General features: G+C 69.5%; 27 protein-coding genes. 12 read left to right on the top strand and 15 right to left on the bottom strand.

Features of this window, described 5'->3' with window-relative positions; genetic code table 11:
• The 3 genes from MJQ72_RS18035 to MJQ72_RS18025 form a co-directional block, all read right to left on the bottom strand.
• On the bottom strand, nucleotides 1-1,131 hold the full coding sequence (locus tag MJQ72_RS18035) for an NAD(P)/FAD-dependent oxidoreductase (protein ID WP_240600471.1): 1,131 nt from the start codon (nucleotides 1,129-1,131) through the stop codon (nucleotides 1-3).
• 98 nt (nucleotides 1,132-1,229) lie between these two features.
• Entirely contained in the window at nucleotides 1,230-2,495 is a 1,266-nt protein-coding gene (locus MJQ72_RS18030; protein WP_240600469.1) for a carboxylesterase/lipase family protein, read from the bottom strand.
• Between the two features lie 9 nt (nucleotides 2,496-2,504).
• Nucleotides 2,505-3,410, bottom strand: coding sequence for an MBL fold metallo-hydrolase (locus MJQ72_RS18025; RefSeq protein WP_240600468.1), 906 nt, complete (start codon nucleotides 3,408-3,410; stop codon nucleotides 2,505-2,507).
• 102 nt (nucleotides 3,411-3,512) lie between these two features.
• Between MJQ72_RS18025 and MJQ72_RS18020 the strand changes: the two genes are divergently transcribed.
• Nucleotides 3,513-4,367: a helix-turn-helix domain-containing protein gene (locus MJQ72_RS18020; protein WP_240600466.1), complete on the top strand. Its 855-nt coding sequence runs from the start codon at nucleotides 3,513-3,515 to the stop codon at nucleotides 4,365-4,367.
• Between the two features lie 7 nt (nucleotides 4,368-4,374).
• Nucleotides 4,375-4,812 (top strand): MarR family winged helix-turn-helix transcriptional regulator, encoded by a 438-nt coding sequence (locus tag MJQ72_RS18015; RefSeq protein WP_240600465.1) that lies wholly within the window; start codon nucleotides 4,375-4,377, stop codon nucleotides 4,810-4,812.
• A gap of 1 nt (nucleotide 4,813) precedes the next feature.
• Here the strand turns inward: MJQ72_RS18015 and MJQ72_RS18010 are convergent, their stop codons facing one another.
• Nucleotides 4,814-5,248, bottom strand: coding sequence for a hypothetical protein (locus tag MJQ72_RS18010; RefSeq protein ID WP_240600463.1), 435 nt, complete (start codon nucleotides 5,246-5,248; stop codon nucleotides 4,814-4,816).
• Nucleotides 5,249-5,376: 128 nt separating this feature from the next.
• Here MJQ72_RS18010 and MJQ72_RS18005 point away from each other — a divergent pair, with 128 nt between their 5' ends.
• The 3 genes from MJQ72_RS18005 to MJQ72_RS17995 all read left to right on the top strand — a co-directional run bounded on the left by MJQ72_RS18005 (nucleotide 5,377) and on the right by MJQ72_RS17995 (nucleotide 6,840).
• On the top strand, nucleotides 5,377-5,838 hold the full coding sequence (locus tag MJQ72_RS18005) for a nuclear transport factor 2 family protein (protein WP_240600462.1): 462 nt from the start codon (nucleotides 5,377-5,379) through the stop codon (nucleotides 5,836-5,838).
• The gene (gene lexA / locus MJQ72_RS18000) at nucleotides 5,816-6,472 is read left to right on the top strand and encodes a transcriptional repressor LexA (protein ID WP_240600460.1); all 657 of its coding nucleotides are present in this window, start codon (nucleotides 5,816-5,818) and stop codon (nucleotides 6,470-6,472) included. Before MJQ72_RS18005 ends, lexA begins: the two co-directional genes overlap by 23 nt.
• A 113-nt stretch (nucleotides 6,473-6,585) precedes the next feature.
• Nucleotides 6,586-6,840: a VOC family protein gene (locus tag MJQ72_RS17995; RefSeq protein WP_240600458.1), complete on the top strand. Its 255-nt coding sequence runs from the start codon at nucleotides 6,586-6,588 to the stop codon at nucleotides 6,838-6,840.
• A 2-nt stretch (nucleotides 6,841-6,842) separates the two neighbouring features.
• Here MJQ72_RS17995 and MJQ72_RS17990 read toward each other — a convergent pair whose 3' ends face one another.
• A complete protein-coding gene (locus tag MJQ72_RS17990) occupies nucleotides 6,843-7,190 on the bottom strand; it encodes a DoxX family protein (protein ID WP_240600457.1) in 348 nt (115 codons plus the stop codon).
• 133 nt (nucleotides 7,191-7,323) lie between these two features.
• Here MJQ72_RS17990 and MJQ72_RS17985 point away from each other — a divergent pair, with 133 nt between their 5' ends.
• The 4 genes from MJQ72_RS17985 to MJQ72_RS17970 are packed head-to-tail and all read left to right on the top strand — an operon-like array spanning nucleotide 7,324 to nucleotide 10,334.
• A complete protein-coding gene (locus MJQ72_RS17985; protein ID WP_240600455.1) occupies nucleotides 7,324-7,932 on the top strand; it encodes a TetR/AcrR family transcriptional regulator in 609 nt (202 codons plus the stop codon).
• 1 nt (nucleotide 7,933) lies between these two features.
• The gene (locus tag MJQ72_RS17980) at nucleotides 7,934-8,590 is read left to right on the top strand and encodes an enoyl-CoA hydratase/isomerase family protein (protein WP_240600453.1); all 657 of its coding nucleotides are present in this window, start codon (nucleotides 7,934-7,936) and stop codon (nucleotides 8,588-8,590) included.
• A 5-nt stretch (nucleotides 8,591-8,595) separates the two neighbouring features.
• Nucleotides 8,596-9,537, top strand: a complete 942-nt coding sequence (locus MJQ72_RS17975; RefSeq protein ID WP_240600451.1) for a sigma-70 family RNA polymerase sigma factor — start codon at nucleotides 8,596-8,598, stop codon at nucleotides 9,535-9,537.
• The gene (locus MJQ72_RS17970; RefSeq protein WP_240600450.1) at nucleotides 9,534-10,334 is read left to right on the top strand and encodes an alpha/beta hydrolase; all 801 of its coding nucleotides are present in this window, start codon (nucleotides 9,534-9,536) and stop codon (nucleotides 10,332-10,334) included. Before MJQ72_RS17975 ends, MJQ72_RS17970 begins: the two co-directional genes overlap by 4 nt.
• A gap of 3 nt (nucleotides 10,335-10,337) precedes the next feature.
• Here the strand turns inward: MJQ72_RS17970 and MJQ72_RS17965 are convergent, their stop codons facing one another.
• Nucleotides 10,338-11,324 (bottom strand): acyl-CoA desaturase, encoded by a 987-nt coding sequence (locus tag MJQ72_RS17965; RefSeq protein ID WP_240600448.1) that lies wholly within the window; start codon nucleotides 11,322-11,324, stop codon nucleotides 10,338-10,340.
• A gap of 450 nt (nucleotides 11,325-11,774) precedes the next feature.
• Nucleotides 11,775-12,560 (bottom strand): nitroreductase/quinone reductase family protein, encoded by a 786-nt coding sequence (locus MJQ72_RS17960; protein WP_240601356.1) that lies wholly within the window; start codon nucleotides 12,558-12,560, stop codon nucleotides 11,775-11,777.
• 546 nt (nucleotides 12,561-13,106) lie between these two features.
• Here MJQ72_RS17960 and MJQ72_RS17955 point away from each other — a divergent pair.
• On the top strand, nucleotides 13,107-14,363 hold the full coding sequence (locus tag MJQ72_RS17955) for an HNH endonuclease signature motif containing protein (protein WP_240600446.1): 1,257 nt from the start codon (nucleotides 13,107-13,109) through the stop codon (nucleotides 14,361-14,363).
• 331 nt (nucleotides 14,364-14,694) lie between these two features.
• On the opposite strand, the gene MJQ72_RS17950 is transcribed toward MJQ72_RS17955, so the two are convergent.
• The gene (locus tag MJQ72_RS17950) at nucleotides 14,695-14,838 is read right to left on the bottom strand and encodes a hypothetical protein (RefSeq protein ID WP_240600445.1); all 144 of its coding nucleotides are present in this window, start codon (nucleotides 14,836-14,838) and stop codon (nucleotides 14,695-14,697) included.
• Nucleotides 14,835-15,716, bottom strand: a complete 882-nt coding sequence (locus MJQ72_RS17945) for an aminoglycoside phosphotransferase family protein (RefSeq protein WP_240600443.1) — start codon at nucleotides 15,714-15,716, stop codon at nucleotides 14,835-14,837. Before MJQ72_RS17945 ends, MJQ72_RS17950 begins: the two co-directional genes overlap by 4 nt.
• Nucleotides 15,717-15,744: 28 nt before the next feature.
• Between MJQ72_RS17945 and MJQ72_RS17940 the strand changes: the two genes are divergently transcribed.
• Nucleotides 15,745-16,272, top strand: a complete 528-nt coding sequence (locus tag MJQ72_RS17940) for an N-acetyltransferase (RefSeq protein WP_240600441.1) — start codon at nucleotides 15,745-15,747, stop codon at nucleotides 16,270-16,272.
• Here MJQ72_RS17940 and MJQ72_RS17935 read toward each other — a convergent pair.
• Both MJQ72_RS17935 and MJQ72_RS17930 read right to left on the bottom strand, forming a co-directional pair.
• Complete coding sequence (locus MJQ72_RS17935) at nucleotides 16,264-16,689, bottom strand: thioesterase family protein (RefSeq protein ID WP_240600439.1); 426 nt, start codon at nucleotides 16,687-16,689, stop codon at nucleotides 16,264-16,266. The genes MJQ72_RS17940 and MJQ72_RS17935 overlap by 9 nt on opposite strands.
• Nucleotides 16,690-16,717: 28 nt before the next feature.
• On the bottom strand, nucleotides 16,718-17,536 hold the full coding sequence (locus MJQ72_RS17930; RefSeq protein ID WP_240600438.1) for a helix-turn-helix domain-containing protein: 819 nt from the start codon (nucleotides 17,534-17,536) through the stop codon (nucleotides 16,718-16,720).
• 25 nt (nucleotides 17,537-17,561) lie between these two features.
• Here MJQ72_RS17930 and MJQ72_RS17925 point away from each other — a divergent pair, with 25 nt between their 5' ends.
• Entirely contained in the window at nucleotides 17,562-18,281 is a 720-nt protein-coding gene (locus tag MJQ72_RS17925; RefSeq protein WP_240600437.1) for a hypothetical protein, read from the top strand.
• Between the two features lie 3 nt (nucleotides 18,282-18,284).
• On the opposite strand, the gene MJQ72_RS17920 is transcribed toward MJQ72_RS17925, so the two are convergent.
• Genes MJQ72_RS17920 through MJQ72_RS17905 form a run of 4 tightly spaced genes read right to left on the bottom strand, consistent with a single transcriptional unit; the run spans nucleotide 18,285 to nucleotide 21,605 of the window.
• Nucleotides 18,285-18,659 (bottom strand): DUF427 domain-containing protein, encoded by a 375-nt coding sequence (locus MJQ72_RS17920; RefSeq protein WP_038509252.1) that lies wholly within the window; start codon nucleotides 18,657-18,659, stop codon nucleotides 18,285-18,287.
• A gap of 37 nt (nucleotides 18,660-18,696) precedes the next feature.
• Nucleotides 18,697-19,461 carry an HAD family acid phosphatase gene (locus MJQ72_RS17915; RefSeq protein WP_240600436.1) on the bottom strand — a complete coding sequence of 255 codons (765 nt, stop codon included), beginning with the start codon at nucleotides 19,459-19,461 and terminating at the stop codon, nucleotides 18,697-18,699.
• A gap of 11 nt (nucleotides 19,462-19,472) precedes the next feature.
• On the bottom strand, nucleotides 19,473-20,642 hold the full coding sequence (locus MJQ72_RS17910) for a THUMP-like domain-containing protein (protein WP_240600435.1): 1,170 nt from the start codon (nucleotides 20,640-20,642) through the stop codon (nucleotides 19,473-19,475).
• On the bottom strand, nucleotides 20,643-21,605 hold the full coding sequence (locus MJQ72_RS17905; RefSeq protein WP_240600434.1) for a class I SAM-dependent methyltransferase: 963 nt from the start codon (nucleotides 21,603-21,605) through the stop codon (nucleotides 20,643-20,645).
• Between the last annotated feature and the right edge of the window lies 1 nt (nucleotide 21,606).

Below are 21,606 nucleotides of genomic sequence, written 5' to 3'. Positions count from 1 at the left end.
TCAGGCCTTCCGCTCCTCGAACATGGCGAGCAGCCGCTCGGGAACGTCCTCGCCGAAGATGCTTTCGATCAGGAAGTCCTCCTTGATCGGCGTTTCGCAGCGCACGAACATGGCCTGTTCGTACTCGGCGAGAGCGGCCTCGACGTCGTCGGGACGCGCGGCGAGCGCCTTGCCGAGTTCGGCGCCGTCGAGCATCGCCAGGTTGGCACCTTCCCCGTTCGCCAGCGCGAGATGCGCGGCGTCGCCGAGCAAGGTCACGCCGGGCACTCGCTCCCAGCGCAACCCGAACGGCAGGGCGAAGGCCGGACGGTGGATCGGCGCGACGTCGCTTTCGGTGATGAGGGCGGTGAGCTCCGGCGACCAGCCGTCGAACTCCGCCACGATCCGCGCCTTGGCCGCTTCGGCGTCGGAGAAGTCGATGGCGTCGAACCACTCCAGCGGTTTGCCGAGCTCCACGTAGGCGTGCAGGGTGTCGCCGCGTTCGCGGTGGGCGTTGATGCCGATGCCCTCCGTGGTCCCGGCCCCGAACATCGATCCGCCGCCGACCGTCTTGGTCACGGCGACGTGCCGGGTGTCCGCCTCGTACAGATAGGTCTCGACGATCGACGTGCCGGAGTACTCGGGAACGGCCTCGGTGAGCAGCGGCCGGATCCGTGACCAGGCGCCGTCGGCACCGACCAGCAGCCCGGCGACCACGGTGGTGCCGTCGTCGAAGGCCACCTCGTGGCGGCCGTCGCCGAGCGTCCGGGCGCCGACGGCCTTGCGTCCCCAGTGGACGGTGCCTTCGGGGAGCGAGTCGAGCAGCATCCGCCGCAGGTCGCCGCGCTGCGCCTCGGGGCGGCCGCCCGTGCCGTCGTCGCCCCGTTCGAACAGGACGGTCCCGTCCATGTCGAGCACCCGCAGGGCCTGACGGCCCTCCAGGACGATGCCGCGGAACTCGTCCATCAGCCCGGCGGCTTCGAGCGCGAGCTGGCCGTTGTAGTCGTGGATGTCGAGCATCCCGCCCTGCAGCCGCGAGGTCGGGGACGCTTCCGCCTCGTAAACCGTGGCCTGGATGCCGTGGACATGCAGGACCCTGGCCAGGGTGAGCCCGCCGAGACCGGCGCCGATGATCGTGACAGATGTGTTCATGGTGACCCCTCGGTCGCTTCTGGAATGACATTCCAGAGCGTGTCGCGGGCCGCTGGCAGACGCCGCACACGACACTGGCACCGGTCTGGCAGGCACTGTCAGCCGAAGTACTCGACGGTGTCTCCTCCCCAGCCGGGATCACATGTCCTCGCGAACGCGACCCACGCACCGTGCACCCTGGCCGCAAGACCCTCCGGAACCGGATCGGGACCGAGCAGGCCGGTCTCCCCGTGCAGCCACGGCTCGTCGGCGACGTCGAAGACGAACGGCAGCTCGACGGTGTGGGCGGCGCCGAGCCGTCCGTCCAACGCCGTCGACCGATAGCCGAACGAGTACCGGTGGGTGTGCCCCGCCGAGATCGCCGCGTGCGCCCGCGCCAGACGCTCGGTGCCGTCGCCGAACAGCGTCCGCCCGAGATCCCTTTCGCCGTAAAGGTTTCCTTCCTCGGTGTTGGTACCGATGAGGAGCGCGACGTCTCCGTCGAGTGGACCGTCGGCGGGTTGGACCGGCAGGACGAGACTGAACGGGCTCAGCCCGGCCAAGGGATCCGCGGCGGTTTCGGTCCGCAGATCGAGCCCGGCCAGCGCGGGCAGGATCTCCAGGAACCGCTCGTCCGGGATCTCGCCGAACGCCCGCGCGGTGGGCTCGACTCCCAGCGCCGAAGCGGCCGCGTGGCCGACCCGGGCCGCTTGCTCCGGCGTGAAGGCGCCGGTTCCGCTGCCGCTCTGGACGATCGCCCGGCGGAACAGCCCCTTGGCCTCCGGTGTCGCGAGCAACGCGCCGGTGAGCGTCGCTCCCGCGGACTGCCCGAACACGGTGACGTTGCCCGGATCGCCGCCGAACACCGCGATCGTGTCCCGCACCCAGCCGAGCGCGGCGAGCACGTCGAGCAGGCCCCGGTTGGGCGGGGCGCCTTCCAGATCGAGGAAACCGGGGACACCGAGGCGGTAGTTCACCGTCACCAGGACGACGCCGTCGCGCGCGAACGCCCTCCCGTCGTAGAGCGCGGCACGGGTCGAACCGGTGACGAAACCGCCGCCGTGCACGAAGACCATGACCGGACGCCGTCTGTCGTCCGCCGCCGGGGTCCGGACGTCGACGGTGAGGTACTCCTCGCCGCGCACCCAGCCGGGCCCGAAATACGGCGTCATGTCGAGCCCGCCGAAGTCGCGCACCGGCTGGGGTGCCGTCGGCCCCGGCCGTGTCCCGTCGCGTATGCCGGACCAGCCCGGATGCGGCGCCGGCGGGAGGAAACGGCCGGGTCCGATCGGCGCCTCCGCGTACGGGATGGCGCGGTAGAGCTCACCGAAGGAATCACGGCCGCCGCGGACGGCACCGGCCGGGGTTTCTGCTCGCACGTACACGAAAACTCCTCAGGAGAGTTGAGAGAACGCGGCCCACCGCGCGATCGCGAACTTCGATCCGCGGCGCTCGACCCGCACCGCGCCCTGGGCGCCGAAGTGCGCCGGGAAGAGGAGCGCGTGCTCGTCGGCGGCCCGGCCGAGCAGCCTGTGCCGGGTGGCCCTGGACCCGGCCGGGTCTTCGCAATAGGGCGAATTGGTGTCCGGCTCCACGATCTGCAGCGCGGTGTGCACGAGGTCGCCCACGAACAACGCCCGCTCCCCGCCCGATTCCAGGGTGAGCACGGACGAGCCGGGCGTGTGACCGGGCGCGGGATCGAGCCGCAGATTCCGGTCGATCCGGTACGTGCCGTCCCACAGGTGGGTCAGCCCCGCCTCGTGGACCGGCGCGACACTGTCCTCGAAGACGTTCTGATTTCCGCGTCCCAGCACGGAATCGTGCGCTTCGGCCGGGTTCCAGAAGTCGAAATCGGGCCGCGGCATCAGATACGTGGCGTTCGGGAAGGTCGGCACCCAGGTGCGGCCGTCGAGCCGGGTGTTCCAGCCGACGTGGTCGATGTGCAGATGGGTGTTGACCACGACGTCGACGTCCTCGGGCCGCACCCCGGCGGCCGCGAGGTTGTCGAGGTACGCGGTGTCGAGGCGGTTCCACACCGCCGCGTACGGCCGGTCCTTGTGGTTGCCGACACCGGTGTCGACGAGGATCGTGCGCCCTTCGCTGCGGATCAGCCAGGACTGGAGCGCCGTGTGGCACTCGTTGGTCTCGGGGTTCCAGAAGTCGGGCGCCAGCCAGCCGCGGTGTTCGTCCCACGCCCCGTCGGGGCTGTCCGGCATGAACTCGGCCGGGGACATGCCGAGCGAACCGTAGAACTCCTTGACGCGGGTGACCGTGACGTCTCCGATGGTGATCTCGTCCATGTCCCCGAGCCTGCGGACCCGGCCGGACGCGGACCACGCCCCGCTTGTCCTCCCACCGGGAGGGTGTGGCTGACGCGGACCGGGCCCCGGATACTCGGCCCCATGGACGGACCTGGCCCGCTCGGCGACTTCCTGCAGGCACGACGGGCGCGGCTGCGGCCGGAAGACGTCGGCCTGCGCGATTTCGGGTCGCGCCGCCGGGTGGCGGGCCTGCGACGCGAGGAACTGGCCCAGCTCGCCGGGGTCAGCGTCTCCTACTACGCGCGGCTGGAACAGGGCATGTCCCGCGGCGCCTCGGCCGAGGTGCTGGACGCCATCGCCCGCGCGCTCCGGCTCGACGACCACGAACGCGGGCACCTCGACCGGCTCGCCGGCGCCGCCCGCCGCACCCCGCGGGCGCGCCGTCCACGGCCCGAGAAGCTCCACGACGAGACCCGCGATCTCCTGAGCACCGTCGACGCTCCCGCGCTCGTGCTCGGCCGCCGCTCCGACGTCCTGGCGTGGAACGCGCTCGGCCACGCCCTGCTGGGCGGGCATCTCGACTTCCACGCCCCGCAAGACCCGGCACGACGGCCGAACACGAGCCGGATGCTGTTCCTGGACCCGCACTGCCGGGAGCTTTACGCCGACTGGAAGCGGAAGATCCGCGCGGTGGTCGGCAGTCTGCGGATCGCCGTCGGCAGGTATCCCGACGACCCGCTGCTCGCGGAACTGATCGGCGAACTGACGATGAAGAGCCCCGAGTTCGTCGCGCTGTGGAGCGACCATCGCGTCCGGCCCTGCGACGCCGAGTCCTACGAACTGCGCCATCCGGTGGTCGGCACGGTCCGGGTGACCCAGCAGACGTTGTCGATCGCCCGTTCGCCGGACCAGTCGCTGATCGTGTGCACGACCCCGGCGGGCTCGCCGGACGAGCGGGCCCTCGCGCTGCTCCGCCAGGCCGCGAATATGTCATGATGCTGACATGACGGTCGGACCACTGGACCAATCGGCGGGCTACCTGCTGAAGCGGGCGGCGACGGCACTCCGGACGGCGATGGACACCGCGTTGCGCCCCCTCGACCTGACCGTGCCGCAGTACTCCTGTCTCGAAGTGCTCTCGCAGCGGCCGGGGCTGTCCAACGCGGAACTGGCCAGGGCCGTGTTCGTCACCCGGCAGTCGATGAACCTGGTCCTGCGCGGTCTGCAGGACCGCGGGCTGGTCACCCGGCCGACGACGGCGCCGCAAGGCCGCGCCCTGCCCAGCACGCTCACCCCCGCCGGCCGCGCCCGGCTCCGCGCCGCGAGCGGCGTCGTGCGCGAGGTCCAGGACCGGATGCTCGCACCGTTTTCGGAAGCCGGACGGGAGCGGCTGGTGCACGACCTCGCCGCCTGTGCCGACGCGCTCACGCCCGAGGAGTGACTCAGGACCTCGTGTTCACCAGCGTCTCCGGCTTGAAGGCGTACACGTCGGCGCCCTGGACCAGCACATGCCATTCGCCGCAGACCTTGTCGGTCCTGCTCTCCTGGCCCTGCGGCCACCACTGGGCGGAGAGCGTGGCCGCCTGCGTCGCGGCCGCTCCCGGCACGCAGAGGGCGGGCAGTGTCCCGCCGGTGAACTTCAGGAGCCGCTCCGAACCCGTCGTCCGGATGACCTCCGTGACCGACGCCGCCCCGTCCGGCACCCACTCCGGCAGCCTGGCGTCCTTGTCCCGCTTGCCCTCCGCGCCGGTCGCGTAGCCGACCGTCTTGACGTGTCCGTTCGCCTTTTCGGTCAGACCTTCCTTGAGCCCGCAACCGGACAGGGCGACCGTGGCCGTCGCGGCGGCGAGTACCGCCGCGGTGATCTTCGTGTTCATACGATCGAGTCAACCTCGCGGAAACGCGCGCGGGATCGGACTTTCGGCCCGGCCGCGCCGCCATCCGGCCGATCTCCACGGCGGATAACCGCCAGCGATCGGCCACGCCGCCGACCACAGTGTGCGTCGTGACGACAACGACAGACGCACTGTCCGTGCTCAAAGGCATGTACGCGGCGGAAGCCGAGTACTTCGCGGCGGGCGGCCCGGGAAAGGCGTCCTTCGCGCCGCTCGCCCCGTTCTTCTCCCCCGATGTGGTGCTGCACCAGGCGGACGGCCTGCCCTACGGCGGGATCTGGCGCGGCCACGAGGGCATGGAGCGGTTCTTCGTCGCCATGAGCGACACCTGGGACGTCTTCGACATGGTGGACCAGAGCTTCCTGAGCGAGACCGATCCGCTGGTGATCCTGACCCACGTGCACGTCCGGGCCAGGGCGACCGGGCGCGAGCTGGATTTCCCCATCCTGCAGACGATCACCGTGGAGGACGGGCGCATCACCGAGGTGCGGCCGTTCTACTGGGACACCGCGGCGATCGCGGCCGCCTGCACGAACTACCATTCCGCTGATGACCGCCTACCACGATCTTGAGCTGTTCGAGGAAGCCGCTTCCCTGCCGGAGCGGCAGCAGAAGATCCTGCTGACCATCCGCGAATGGGTGGTGGAGTACGGCTACTCGCCGAGCACGCGCGAGATCGGCGAAGCGGTCGGGCTGCGCTCGACGTCCTCGGTGTCGAAGCATCTGGCGGCCTTGGAGGAGAAGGGTTTCCTCCGCCGCAGCAGCTCGATCTCGCGCCCCATCGACGTACGCGCCTTCCTGCACGGCACCGCGTCGAAGGAGTCCACAGAGGACTCCGTGCCGGTCCCCGTCGTCGGTGACATCGCCGCGGGCACGCCGATCTCCGCCGTCGAGCACGTCGACGACGTGATGACCCTTCCGCGTGAACTCACCGGGCGGGGCAACGTCTTCGGCCTGCGGGTGCGCGGCGACTCGATGATCGACGCGGCGATCTGCGACGGCGACATCGTCGTGGTGAAGCAGCAGCAGGAGGCGCACTCCGGCCAGATCGTCGCCGCGATGATCGACGAGGAGGCCACGGTCAAGGTGTACCGCCGCCGCGACGGCCACGTGTACCTCGAACCGCGCAACCCCGCCTACGACGTCATCGACGGCGACCGCGCGACCGTGCTCGGTGTCGTGGTTTCCGTGCTGCGCAGCGTCTGACGCGGTTTTGTCGGTGGGCCGGAGTAGTTTGCGGCCCATGTACGAAATCGACTTCGTCGAGTTCCCGTCGAGTTCGGCGGCGGGCTCGAGCGGGTTCTTCGAAAGGCCTTCGGGTGGACGGCGACGTCCTACGGCCCGACGTCCAGAGCGGCGGCGCGGTCTCGTTCGGCTTCCAGCAGGACACCGCGCAGCAGACGGCCGCGCCGCTGGTGACGATCCGCACCGACGACCTCGCACGGGCGAGGGCTTCCGTCGAGGCCGCGGGCGGAATCGTCACGGTCGAGCCGTTCTCGTTCCCCGGCGGGCGCCGGTTCCACTTCCGCGAGCCCGGCGGCGCCGAACTCGCGGTGTGGTCCCCGGGCTCCTGACGTCAGGCCGCGAAGCCCAGCACCAGCGAAGCGGCGACAGGCGCCATGTACATCAGCGGGAACGCGACGTGCGAAGGCCAGTGCGCGCGGAGCACGGTGATCACGGCACCGGTGAAGTAGAGCACCAGGCCGATCCCGGCCGCGACGCCGAGCGCGGGCACCCACAGGCCGGCGATCAGGCCGAGCGCGCCCGCCGCCTTGGCGACCCCGAGCGGAGTCCACCAGGCACGGGGAACGCCGTAGTCGGCCAGCGGCTGCACGACCCACTTGGCGCGAAAGAAGATCGAAGCGGCCGAGAACGCGGCCATGAACGCTCCAACGATGGTGACGATGACATAGGCGGTGGTCATTTCGGTTTCTCCTTGGCTTCTCGGTGATTCGTGGGGTTGACCCCGGCCACCGGCCCGACGTGACAGCACACCTGGTGAAGCACGTCACAGGGCTCCCCGAGTTTTAGAGCAAGCGCTCTGTTATCCTCGCCCCATGCCCCGGCCCCGCGTGCACGACCTGGACGGGCTGCTCGACGCCGCCGAGCGGCTCGTCGTCGAGGTCGGCGCCCGGGGCGTCACCGTGCGGTCCCTCGCGGCCGCCGCGGGAGTGTCCAACGGGACGATCTACCACGCTTTCGGCTCGCTCGGCGCGCTGCTGGCCCGTGTCTGGCTCCGCGCGGCGAGCGCCTTTCTCGACCTCCAGACCGAGCTGGCCGATCAGGCGGATGGCCCGGCTTCGGCGGTCGCGGCCGCGGCGGACGCGCCGGCGGAGTTCGCCGTCCGCCGTCCGGAAGCGGCACGCCTGCTCATCACGGTCAAAAAGGAGCACCTGCTCGGCCCGCAGATCCCCGACGACCTCGCCGGCGACCTCCACGCCCTCGACAAACGCCTGGTCGATCTCCTCGTCACGCTCGCCGAACGGCTCTGGGCCAGGCGGGACGCGCAGGCCGTCGAAGTGCTGACGGCCTGCGTCGTCGACCTGCCGACGGCGCTGTTCCGGCGCGCGTTCACCGCGGGCGAGCCGATCCCGGAAGACGCCCGGGCCAGGTTGTCCGCGGCGGTTCACGCCATACTCCAGCTCCCACCCCCACGGAAGGACTGACATGCCCACTCTGCGCCACGACGCCCCGGTGTTCCTGCTGGACCTCGGGGACGACGAGAACCGTTTCTCACCGTCCTGGCTGGAAACCGTCCATTCCCAGCTCGACACCGTCGTGGCCTATCCGGATCCGGCGGTGCTGGTCACCGTCGGCTCGGGGAAGTTCTACTCCAACGGCCTCGACCTCGACTGGCTCACCAGCAACCCCGCCCAGGCCGCGCAGTACGTCGCCGACGTCCACGAACTGCTGGCCCGCGTGCTCACCCTCGGCGTGCACACGGTCGCGGCGATCAACGGGCACGCCTTCGGCGCCGGGGCGATGCTGGCGATGGCGCACGACTTCCGGGTGATGCGTGCCGACCGCGGGTACTTCTGCTTCCCCGAGGCGGATATCAACATCCCGTTCACGCCGGGGATGGCGGCACTGATCCAGGGCAAGCTCACCCCCTCCGCCGCGATCGCGTCGATGACCACCGGACGACGGTTCGGCGGCACCGACGCGCGGGATCTCGGGCTCGTGGACGCCGTCGCCGAGAAGCCCGCGCTGCTGGAGTACGCGGCCGATCTCGTCCGTCCGCTGGCGGGCAAGGACCGCGGCACGCTGTCCGCGATCAAGACGACGATGTTCACCCCCGCCGTCACCGCGCTTCGCGCCAAGTAGCCGTCGTGCGCACCGACGAAGCGGAGTTCGATCGCCTGGTCGAGCCGCTGCGCCGCGAGCTGCACGCCCACTGCTATCGCCTGCTCGGCTCGGCCCACGACGCCGACGACGCTTTGCAGGACGCGCTTCTGCGGGCCTGGCGGGGGATGGACCGGTTCGAGGGCCGGAGCTCGATGCGCACCTGGCTCTACACCATCGCCACCCGCACGTGCCTCGACATCGCGGCGGCGCGCGGGAAGCGGGCGCTGCCGATGGACCTCGGCCCGTCGAGTGAGCGCGTCGTGCTCGAACAGACCCCGCTCACCGAGGTGGCGTGGCTCGGCCCGTATCCCGACGGCCCTGAGACCCGGTACGAGCGGCGCGAGGCCATCGAGCTGGCGTTCGTCGCCGCGCTGCAGCATCTGCCGGGCAACCAGCGGGCCGCGCTCGTGCTCTTCGACGTCCTCGGTTTCTCCGCCGCCGAGATCGCGTCCACAATGGACACTTCGGTCGCGGCGGTGAACAGCGCGCTGCAACGCGCGCGGGCGATCGTGGCCGAAAAGGTCCCGCCAACCGGCGGCCGGCCCGAAGACAGCCGGACGCGTGAGATCGCCGCGGGCTTCGCCTCCGCGCTGGAGCGTGGCGACGCCGACGCGCTCGTGGCGCTGCTGGCGGAGGACGTCACCTGGTCCATGCCGCCGCTCGCGCAGTGGTACAGCGGCATCGAGGCGGTCTCCGGCTTCGCCGCCGAGGTCCCGCTCGGCCGGTGCCCGAGCTGGCGCACCGAGATCGTCACCGCCAACGGGCAGCCCGCCGTCGCCTGCTACCTCGGCGAAGCGGCGGACGCCGTCCACCACCCTTGGTCGATCACCGTGCTGTCCCTCCGCGACGATCGGATCCGCGACATCACCTCGTTCCTCGACGCGGATCTGTTCACGAGGTTCGGCCTTCCCCTGGCGAAGTCTTGAAAAAGCGCAAGAAGGTGTTGATCGCGCTGGCGGTGGCCGTCACCCTCGTCGGTGTGGTCTTCGGTGGCGTGTTCGCCTTCCAGCGCAAGCTGATCTACCTCCCCGAGGCGGGTCCGGTGCCTGGTGCGGCCGCGGTCTTGCCCGGCGGCAGGGACGTCACGCTCACCACCTCGGACGGGCTGAGCCTGGCGAGCTGGTACTTCCCGGTCGCCGGCGCGAAGGCGGCCGTCCTGGTCGCGCCGGGCAACGCCGGGAACCGGTCGTTCCGCACGCCGCTGGCCCGCGCGCTGACCGCGCGCGGGCTCTCGGTGCTGCTCCTGGACTATCGCGGCTACGGGGACAATCCCGGCGAACCGTCCGAGGAGGGGCTCGCGCTGGACGTCCGCGCCGCACAGGACTTCCTGGTACGCGAGGCCGGAACGCCGCTGATCTACTTCGGCGAGAGCCTCGGCTCGGCGGTCGTCACCGAATTGGCCACCGAACGCCCGCCGTCCGCGCTCGTGTTGCGCTCGCCGTTCGTCGACCTCGCGTCGGTCGGGCAACGGCACTACCCGTTCCTGCCGGTCCGCTGGCTGCTGCGGGACGAGTATCCGACGAAGGACGCCGTCACCCGGGTGAAGGCGCCCGTGACCGTCGTGTTCGGCTCCGCAGACTCGATCGTCCCTGCCCAGCAGAGCCGTGAGGTGGCCCAGGCCGCCGGTGCCAGGACGATCGAAGTCCCCGACGCGGATCACAACGACCCGGCGTTTTCCGACGGGCCGGAGCTGATCGACGCCATCGCGGGCGCGATCCGCTGAGGATCAGGCCCGCTGCGCCCGGCGGCGCATCGACAACGAGTGGCCGGGGTTGAGTTTGCGGCTGAGCCGGTCGGCTTTCGGCCAGCGGACGTCGGTCGCCCAGCCCGCTTTCTCGAACAACCAGATCAGCCGCGCGGAGATGTCGAGCTGCCCGCGGCGGACACCGTGCCGGGCACCGGTCGGGTCGGCGTGGTGGGAGTTGTGCCAGGACTCGCCCATCGAGGCGATGGCCAGCGGCCAGAAGTTCGCGGACTTGTCCCGCGCGGCGAACGGACGATCACCGATCATGTGACACAACGAGTTCACCGACCAGGTGACGTGATGCAACAACGCCACCCGGACCAGGCTCGCCCAGAAGAACGCCGTGACCGCGCCCCACCACGACATCGTGATCACGCCGCCGAGAACGGCGGGCGCGAGCAACGTCACCACGGTCAGCAGCGGGAACAGGCGATCGATCCGGGCGATGTCACGGTCGGCGAGCAGGTCCGGGGCGAACCGCTGCGCGTTGGTCTTCTCCCGGTCGAACAGCCAGCCCATGTGGGCGTGCCAGAAGCCGCGGGCCAGCGCGGCCGGGGTGGTGCCGAACCGCCATGGGGAGTGCGGGTCACCCTCGCGGTCGGCGAAGGCGTGATGCCGCCGGTGGTCGGCCACCCAGCCGATGACCGGGCCCTGCATCGCCATACTGCCCGCGACCGCGAGAGCGATCCGCAGGCCGCGGTTGGCCTTGAAGGCGCCGTGGGTGAAGTAGCGGTGGAAACCGATGGTCACGCCGAGGCCGGTGAGGAAGTAGAACCCGGCGGCCAGGCCGAGGTCCACCCAGCCCAGGCCCCAGCCCCACGCGAACGGGACGGACGCGGCCAGCGCCACCAGGGGCACCACCGCGAACAGCTTCACGAGAAAGTTTTCGGTGTTGGTCTGCTCCCCGGACAACAGGGGCTGTGACGCCCGCCGCTCCACGCTGTCCGGGTTTCTTAGAACTGAAGTCATATCGTCGCTTCTTGTCGATGGCCAGGACTTGTACCGGCTGTGTCAGCCGATGTCACGGCGCGGCGCAGAGAAAGCGACGCCCGCGACGAATTCTGCGCGAGCGTGCTTGGACAACACGACACCCAAAACGTTGGTCTACTCCGGTCAACGAACGGCGTCGGCCGAAGGTTCCGGTGCGGGATAAGAAGGTTCGCGAAAAAGATCCACGTATCGCTCCCCTTGAGGAGTCGCCGGGTCGTGCCGCTCGACCTGGGTGTCGAGCGGGTGGCTGAACAGCGCACTGTCGGTGCTGTGAGTTTTGACTGTGAAACCTTTCGAGGGGGACCGCTGTTTCGCGGTCTTCGGCGAGGCCAGGGGCTGATTCCACCCGCCTCGCGGCGTCACGCCGAGGGCGGCGCCACCTCCCACGGTACACGCCCCGGGGCCGAAACCCCAGGGCGTCCACCCCGATCAGCCGGCCGTCGTCACATTGAGCGCGGCCACGACGCTTCGCTCTTCGTAGGCGAAATGTGCTTCGAGCCTCCCCGCGAGCGCGTCGAACTCGTCACGCAAGCGCACAGGATCGCTCTCGCCGTGTACGTAGCCCTCCACCAGCGCCCGGATCCGCTTCTGCGCCGCCGCGACGACGACGTGGTCTTCCCCGAGCTCCGTCAACACCGGCGCGAGCGCGGGAAACCGTTGCGCCAGCAGGGGAAACGCGCCCATGTCCTCGCCGGTATGATGTTTGGTCAGCGCCTCGCAGAACGAAACACAGTGCGCCTTCAAGGATTTCTCCATGACGAGCGCGTCCGCGCGGCCGGCCACGATGTCCTCCACCCCGGCGCGCAACGTCCTGAGCTCGTCCCGCAGCCAATCGTGAACCTCCACCAGGAAGCTGCCCAACCCGCGCACCCGGTCGTCGATCCGGTGCAGGATCACGACAGGCAGCTCGCGCGTCGTTTTCGCCTGGTATTCGGCGAATCCCGGCTCCTCGGCGACGACCTTCGCGAACAACGCGGCACGCTCCGCGGCGGGCGGGATGGACGCGATGGCCTCATAAGTCCCGGTCTCCGTCTCGACCGAAACCCGATGGTCACGCCGGATGTTGTGGAACCAGCCCGGATGCGCCGGCGCTCCCATGTTCGAAGCGACGACGACGGTCTTGCCGTCGATTTCGAGATACCCCAACGGAATCGTCCGCCGCTTGCCGGTCTTGGCGCCGGTGGTGGTGAGCAGGATCAGTTCCCTGCCCATCATGCCGTCTTTGCCCTGCCTGAATTCTTCGATCACCTGGTCGTTGAAGGTCACTGCGTTCCTTTCCCATCGATGCGTTGTCGACAGGAGGGCGCGGAACCGTCACCGGAGGAGCACACATACGCCCGGTTTTCGGGCGCACCACATGGAGGCGTCATCCCACGACGCGGGGATGAGTGAAAGGAGAGACGGTGTGTGCCGGTCTCTGGTGGCCGAGTAGCCGCTACCTCCATGCGTAGGCCCATACGGGGCTCAGGGACGACGTTAGCACGGGACCGGGATGACACGCACGCGCCTTGTTCCGGCCGCAGTTAGTCGACTAATTGCGGCCACACCACCCGCGCGGGTGAGCATGGTGGCCGCCGACGGCGACTTTCCTGGCCGTGGTCAGGAAAGTCGGTGTCCACTTGCCGGCTGGCATCACACGGCGAGTGTCGGTACTTCCTTCTCCCTATGCCTCCTCCGTATTACGTTTAGGCGCCCTACATCGTTCGATATAGTCTGAATATGTGATAGCACAGGTGTTCGAATCGGCGTATCGTTGATCTTGTGTCCAGCGACGATGCCTCCCCGAAGACGTCCACCGAGTGGTGGCGCGTCGACACGGCGACGCTGCACGCCCGCAAACAAGAACTCGAAGTCCTGAAACGCCAACTGGATGCCGAGCAGAACGCGATCCTCGCGGAAATCAACTCCCGCGGGATACGTGGCTGCAGCGGTCATTCGACGTTGGCCGGGCTGATTCTCGAGGATTTCCTGTTGTCGGACAAGGAAGCCAGCGCCCGCGCCGACCGGGTGCTGGCCCTGCATCCCGGTCCGTCGATTGGCGGAGACCCCGAGCCGCCCCTGGCACCGCTCACCGCCGAAGCAGCCGCGGAAGGCGCGATCGGCGGCGGCCAGATCGACGCCATCATCAAGACCCTCGCCCGGATCCCCTCCACGGTGCCCGAAGCGGACGTGCGGGCCGGGGAGAAGATCTTGGTCGAGCTGGCCCGGCGTGCGGGGCCACGGCAGATCGCCCGGGCCGGACGCCGCCTGCTCGACGAACTCGATCCTGATGGCAAAGAACCCCGCAACGAGGATCCCAAAGACACCCGCCCGGAACTGCGGTTCATCAAGCACCGCGACGGCACCTTGGGACTCAAAGCCAGACTCGACCTCGAAACCTACGCTCGCCTGAAGTCCGACCTGGATCCGATGGCGAAGCCGCACAAGGCCATCGACGGCGTGCGGGACTCCCGTACTCAGGATGAACGCTACGGGGACGCCTTCACCGACTACGTGCGGTTGAAAACCACCAGCCGCAATCTCCCCGGCCAAGCAGGCGAAGCCACCCACATCCTCATCACCATGTCCTACGACGATTTGATCCGGGACATCGGTGAAGCCCACCTGGACCTGGTGGGTCCGATCAGCGCCACCGACGCCCGGATTCTCGCCTGCGACGCCCGCGTCAGACCCGGCGTCCTCGGCACGGCAGGCGAACCGCTCGACATCGGCCGATCGAAACGCACCGTGTCACTGGCGCAGAAATATGCGCTCACTATCCGCGATGGCGGCTGCGCCTTCCCGGGTTGCGACATGCCAGTCCCGCGTTGCACGGCTCATCACATTGTTTTCTGGCGACACCACGGCGAAACGAAAATAGACAACCTCGTCCTGTTGTGCACTCGGCATCATCGGTTGATCCACCGCAGTGAATGGAAAGTCCAGATCGCCCAAGACGGCCTACCCGAATTCACTCCACCCGCTTACCTCGACCCCACCGGCACACCACGACGCAACACCATGCACCTCAGGACATAGGCCGACCTGTGAAGCTGCCGAAACCGAACAGCCGGCCACCGTGAGAACTCACGGCCGGGGTCCGCCCCTGCCCGCCGATCAGGTACTCCTAAGCCAACGCCAGCTCCCCGACCACCTGGTCGCCGCTCATCTCTCCCGTCAACCGGAAGCCGAGCTTGAGGGTAGAAGCGCTCGGGACCGTCCTCGCCGGTGGGTTTCCTCATGGCCTTCCTGGACATCGACTTCGCGGGTGAGGGCACGGCACCGACATCCGCTCTGGTCTGTCGCGACTACGGTCGCTTCGTGGCCGAGGCCGTGACCGCCGAGATCCGCCGCCGCGGTGGAAACCGCCTCACCGCCACCTGGCAACCAGCCGGTCGCCGTCGAAAATGAGGCGGGGCCAAGCGATGCCGGGATGCTCTTGTGCCGGATGGACCTTCAGATCGATCGCGGCGTCGAAGTTCGCGGGCGTGACCTCGGCCAGCCGGAGAGTCATGCCTGCCCTTCTTCCTCCAGCACCGCCCGGATCACGTGCCGAGCGTTGCCCGCCATGGCCACGTTGGTCGTGCGGTAGTACGGCAGGGCGATCAGCGCCTGCGAGAGCGTCCGGCCGCGGCCGCGGTTCCAGGTCGCGTCGTCCACGCCCAACGCCTCCCGGAAGACGCCTCTCGCGTCGGCGGGCAGCAGGTTCCACGCCGGGAACAGGTCGCAGGCCGGATCACCCACGCCCATGCAGCCGAAGTCGATCACCGCGGAAAGGCGGCCGCCAACCACCAGCAGATTGCCCGGCATCAGATCGGCGTGCAGCCACACCGGTGCCTCCTCCCATGCCGGGACCCGTAAAGCCTCCTCCCAGAGCGCGAGGACGGTGTCGCAATCGACGTTCTCCTCCGGAATCGCGCGCAGGCTTTCGATCGCCGACCGGGTCTCCGCGTCCAACGTCGCGAGCGGTCCGCCGCGGTGCGCAAGCGCCGATCCAGGCGGGACACAGCGCATCGCCAGCACGAACTCGGCCAGGTCTTCGGCCAGCGGCACGGGTAAGCCGAGCGCTTCCGGCCGCGGGTTCTCGCCCGGCAGCCAGCGGTACACCGACCACGGCCACGGGTATCCGTCGGCGGGCACGCCTGCCCCGAGCACCTCCGGGATCGGTGTGGGCAGCCTCGGCGCGATTCGGGGAAGCCACTCCTGTTCCAGCGCGACGTCCTTCGCGCCGCTTTTGGTCAGGGGCAACCGCACGACCAGGTCGTCGCCCAGCCGGAACATGGCGTTGACCGTGCCACCCGAGGGCCATCGTTCGATCGCCCGCTCTGCCCACCGAGGGAACTGTGCCGCGATCAGCTTCCGTACGAGGTTCTCGTCGACCACGACGGCCATCCAACCACCGCCGGGGCATCATCGAGGCATGCCGATCCTCGCCGGGCCCGAGCCGCTCACCCCGGAGACCACCATCCGCCCGGCCCGCGCGGGCGAGGAAGACGTCGTGCTCGACCTCCTCGCCGAAGCCGCGGCTTGGCTGGCCACGCGCGGAATTCACCAATGGCCGCAACGGTTTCCCCGGGAATCCGTCCACGAACAGATCCGGGCGGGCGAGGCGCTGCTGATCGTCGGGTCCGGTGGACCGATCGCGACCTGCGCGGTGTCCGAGGCGGATCCCGAGCTCTGGGGCGAAACCACGGAACCGGCTTACTATGTGGGCCGCCTCGCGGTGGCCCGGGAAGCGGCCGGTGCAGGGCTCGGAATCCGGATCGTCGACTGGGTCGGTGAGAAGGCCACGGCTCACCACAAGGCCTTCGTCCGGGTGGCGACCACGAGGGACAACCCGGCCTTGCGCGGGTACTACGAGCGCGCGGGTTTCGAGCACGTCGCAGACCCGCCTCAAGCGAAATGGCCCACCAGCCTCTACGAAAGGCCGGCAGCCGGATCACGGTAGGCCGAGGACTTCCGGCCGTGACGCGTATTGCCGCCAATGCCGCCCCGGGTCCGGGACCAGGCGCCGTGACTCGAGATCCATCAGCCCGGAGAGGCTTTCCACCTCGGCGACGACGGCACCGTCCGGCGCCACGAACTCCTGGACGACCCGGGACACCTTGCCCGGCTCCCAGGCGAACCGGGTCAAGACGTCGATGCGCGCGCGGGCGCGGAGCTCGCGGCGGAACCGGATCGTCGTTTCGAGGTTGACCGGGCCGAGGTTCCCGGCCCGCAAAGCCAACGGGTCCACCCCGGCCGCCCACACGCATTCCCACCGCGCGTGATCGGCGTACGCGAGGTAGGCGGGGCCGCGGACGTGACCGTTGATGTCGAGATCGTCCGTACGGATGTCGATGGTGACGCGGAAAGGTTCGAGCACTTCCCGATCTTCGCCCCGGCGGGCCGGCTCAGTCTGGAACGTTTCGGCCAGTCCAGGAACGCACGAGCGCGCCGGGCGAGGCGCCCGACAGCCAGCGGCACTCCCGCCCGAGATGCGACTGATCCGCGTAGCCCACATCGGCGGCGACATCGGCGAGCGACGCGTGATCGCGCGCCACGGCCTCGACCCGCTTCAGGAACCCGTGGAAGCGCAGCACCCGCTGAAGCTCCTTGGGGCCCACGCCGACGTCGTTCCGGACATGCCGCCGAAGCCCACGCTCGCTCACACCCAGCCGGGCCGCCACCCGATCGGTGCGGGCACCGGGCGCGCTCAAGGCGCGAGCGGCCGCGATCGACAGCCCGTCCACCTCGACGTCCCGGAGCCGCTCGGCGACCAGCGTCTCCAACACCGTCCGCGCCTCGCCGGGCGTCCCGCACCCGGCCAGCTCGGACTCCGCGCGACGAGCACCGGCGGCCCACAGGTCGCGCAACGGGGTGGCGCCCGCGGGCAACTCCGTCATCGGCAGGCCCAGCACCGCACCGCCGACGCCGCACTTCAGGCGGAGCCCGACGGTCCACTCCGCCGACGGCAGCTCGTGCCGCAGCACACCTCGCACGGTCGTGACCGCGGCGATCTCCGTCCCGTTCCAGACCAGGTCCACACAGCCGTCCGGGAACACCCGCAGCGGACGGCGACAGCCCACCAAGCCCGTCCAGACGCTCTCCACGACGCCGGCCACCGCCGCGACCGGCCTGCTTTCGCGATACACCGAACGGCCCGAACGCCGACGCAGCGGAACACCCACGTCCGGCAGTATGCCCCCGGCCACCGACAAGATGCGCGTCACTTGATCATGCTGAAGACTTGCCGTCGTGCTGCTGCCGGTGCTCGACCCGTCCCCCGCCGAGTGGATCTCCCCCAGGCTCGGTGGGGCGTTCGGCGCGGCGGGCCGCACGGTTCCGCGTGGCTACGCCGCGTACGCGCGCCTCTGTCATCCCGCCGAGCGCGATCGCGGCGGCTGGGCGAGCTGGCGCGAAGCCGCGGCCGAGACGGGACGCCGGGCCCATGGCGCGATGCAGTGGCACGCGCTCGTCGGCTCCCCGGATCCGGTGAATCTCACCGGCTCGCTCTGGCGTGGCTCCCCGCCGGACCGGGGCACGCTGCCGTCGCACAGCCTCACCGCGCTGCTGGCCGTGCTCGGCGAACACACGGCCACGTCCGACGTCTGGTTCTGCCTCTGGGAGGGCTACGGCTGGGCCGACGAGGCGACGCTGTCCCGCGAGCACCTCGCCGCGCCTCGCCTGCGCCATCCCGGCCGGGACTACCTGCTGTTCCACGGGCCGCTGACGGCCGCGACCGAACTCGGCTGGCGGCCCCGGCCGAACTGGTTCGAGGCGCAGTCCCCCAACCTGTTCTGGCCGGACGACCGCGCGTGGTGCGTCGCCACCGAGGTCGACTTCGATTCGACCCTCGTCGCGGGTGACGAGGCCCTGATCGACGCGCTGCTGGACACGCCGGGCCTGGAGGCCTGGCGGATCGAGTCCGACACTTCGCTCGCGGCCGACGGGGACCGGATCAACCAGCTCCCGTGAGGGTCAGCGCTCTTCGATCGAGTCGACCTTCGTCGGATAGAACGCCACGTGGTCCTTGATCTCGGCGACCGCGTCGTGCGGCGCCTCGTAGGTCCAGACGGCGTTCTCGGCGAGGCCATCGCCGGTGCGGATGCTGTAGTACGACGCGTCGCCCTTGAACGGGCAGTACGTCGAGTGGTCCGTCCGCTCCAGCAGGTCGAAGTCGACGTCGGCACGCGGGATGTACTGCGCGGGCGGGTAGTTCGCCTCCCGCAGGGTGAGCGCGTTCGCGCTGTCCGCCACGACCTTCCCGCCGATCGTGACGACCACTCGCGCCTCGTTCGGCGCCACCGTGATCGGGTGGTCCGCGCTGGGCTTCAACACCTTTTTGTCAGACATACCGGGCACAGCGACGCCGAACGCGCGGATATTCCCGTCAGGGCAGGTAGTACATCGGATTCGGCAGCTTGACCGGGAACTCGGCGTACCCGCCTTCGAGGTCGCTGAACTGGTCGCCGAAGTTGGCCAGGATGGTCACGCCGGTCGAGGCGATGTGCTTCCGCGTGCCCGCCTTGTACTGGACGGTGGTGCAGGTCAGCCCGCACGGCAGGTAGTCCGGCGCGGTGGTCTTCGGTTTGAAGAACGCCCCCGCCGGCGCCGGGTAGCCCTCGTTCGCGAGGTTCTTGAGCGACTGCGGGCCCTGGAACTCGTTGCGCCCGGTCAGGAAGTAGATCTTCACGCCGCGCTGCGCGGCCCAGTTCGCCAGCTCCAGTACCGGCTTGTTCGCGACGAACGTGCCCTTGTCGATCGCTTCCTGCTGCTTCTTCGGGTCGAAGCCGAAGTCGTTGTCCGCTTCCCAGCCGTAGGTGACCTCGGCGGTGTCGTCGACGTCGAACACGACGGCGGGGTTCTCCACGCCGCGGTCCAGCCGCCGCGTGAGGTAGCGCTTGGCGTCCTCGACCTGGCGCTTGGTGTCGGATACGAACCGGCTGCCCTCGGAGTACGCGTGCTTGCCGTCGCTGCCGACGACATCGCCGTAGTAGGCCTTCACGTCGAGTTTGACCTGGCCGATGTTCGCGGGTTCGTGACCGCGCCGCCAGGTGGCGTCGTCGGTGTTCGCGACGGCGGTGGCGCCGCCCGCGAGGACGGCTCCGGCGGCCGCGGCGGCGGCCAGTTTCAGCAGACCGGTGAACCGGCTCATGGAAATGCTCCTCACGTCAGCTGTGCGCGGCAAAGGAACGCTACTCCAGAACGACCGATTCTGGTCAGTACCAAAGTAGCTTCTTCACCTCCGCGAGGTTTCAGCTTGCGGCGCAAGGCATCCGGGTCTATGTCGAGACCGCGGACGAGGATCTCCAGCCGACCGATATCGTGTTTTTTCAGCACTACACGAAGATTCTTCTCGCTGTACGGTCCGTGCTCGAACACCCGGAACGCCCGGATTCCCGGCGGCGGAGTGTCGCCGGTCAGGTACGCGATGCGTTCGTCGAGCTGCCACAAACCGTGCCGCGCCGCGTAATGCCGCACGAGTCCGGCGCGGACGACGGCGCCGTCGGGGTCGACGATCCATTCGCCAGGCTCGCGTGCGGGGATCTCGTCGGGGTCGGCGTCGGTGACCGTCCACTGTGCACCGTCCGAACGCAACACCGTCGCCCGGCGCGACACCGTCGAGCCCACGCCGCGCCACAGGCACGCCTCGCGGACCTGACCGTCCAAAGAGACCAGTTCGACCTCGTCCGCCCAGGGTGCGATCGAGAAATCGAGACCCGGCGCGCATTTCACCGAAAGTTCGCGGCCCGGATACGCCTCGACGAGACCGTCCAGCGGCGGCAGGAAGTCGGCGGGTTTCCACGCCCGGCGCCCGGCGGAGTCACGGCGGGCGGGGTCGGCGACGACGACCGAATCACGACTGACCGGCCGCAACGCGTCGGCCCTGAGCAAGGCGGGCGAAACCCCGGCCTCGGAAGCGTTGTGCCGCGCCATCGCCAGCCGGACTTCGTCCAGATCCGAGCCCAGCGCCGTCGAGGCGACGCGGGCGATCTCGACCAGGTCCGCACCGACCGAGCACGTCACGTCGTGCACGTCACGGCCGGCGAGCCGCGCGGCCCGGTGCCGGGCGACCAGGGTGGCGCTGGCCTGCTGGAGTGCATCGCCGGTGAACAGCCACGAGCCCGCGGAGTCCAGTTTGGACGACGATTTCCGCCGCAGCACCACCGTCTCCAGCACCGCTGCCGCGTGGTCCGGGGCGATGCGGCGCACGGCGGCGACGTCGGCGATACGGGTCTTGTCGGTCAGCGGCAGCGACGAGCATTCGGCGAGCGCCGCGCTTCCCGTGCCGGAGCACAGGAAGGCGACGTCGTCGAGCGTGAACTGATACGGCACCTAGGGACGCTTGGTACCGGTGATCATCACGTTGTAGAACAGCTCGCGCGGCAGCACCTTGGCGAGCAGCTTCTTGTCCAAAGCGGACAGCCGCAGCCACAACCGGTACGCGAACAGACGCCAGCGCAGGGTCAGCTTCTCCTGCGGCACGGCGGCTTCGAAGGTCCGGATCGGCCAGCCCGCCAGCGCCGCGGCGAACTCCTCGGTGACCGCGCGGACGTCCTGCGCGCCCGCGCCGCGGGCCATCGACTCGAGGTCGGACGGGTCGAAGGTGTGGATGTCGACCACGGCTTCCAGCGCGGCCGCGCGGGAGGACTCGTCGAGTTCCTCCTGCGGGCGACGCCAGCCGTTCAGCGCCGGGATCTTCGTCAGGTTGGTGGTGAGGTACCACGTGATCTGGCCGAGCTTGCGCGCGTAGAAGTCGCCGACCTTCGTCGGCTCGCCCGCGAAGACGAACCGGCCGCCCGGCTTCAGCACCCGCAGCACCTCGGCGAACGCCGCGCGGACGTCCGGGATGTGGTGCAGCACCGCGTGCCCGACGACGAGGTCGAAGCTGTTGTCCTCGTACGGGATCCGTTCCGCGTCGGCGACCCGGCCGTCGACGTCGAGGCCGAGGTTCTCGGCGTTGCGCAGCGCGACCTGCACCATGCCCGGCGAGAGGTCGGTGACCGAACCCTTCTTGATCACCCCGCCCTGCATCAGGTTCAGCAGGAAGAAACCGGTGCCGCTGCCCAGTTCCATCGCGGTCGGGTACGGCTGGCCGTCTTCACCGGCGACGGCGTTGAACACGTCCGTCGCGTAGGAGATGCAGCGCTCGTCGTAGGAGATGGACCACTTCTCGTCGTACGTCCCGGCTTCCCAGTCGTGGTAGAGCACGTTGGCGAGCTTGGGGTCGTCGAAGGCGGCCTTGACCTCTTCGGCGGTGGCGTGCGGATTCGGCGCCGGGTCGTTCACCTGGGTCATC

Origin of the sequence: Amycolatopsis sp. EV170708-02-1 (assembly GCF_022479115.1) — a bacterium.
In the GTDB taxonomy this organism is placed as follows: Bacteria; Actinomycetota; Actinomycetes; order Mycobacteriales; family Pseudonocardiaceae; genus Amycolatopsis.
The sequence above is the reverse complement of the archived record's forward strand: the minus strand, read 5'-3'. Positions and strand labels throughout refer to the sequence as shown.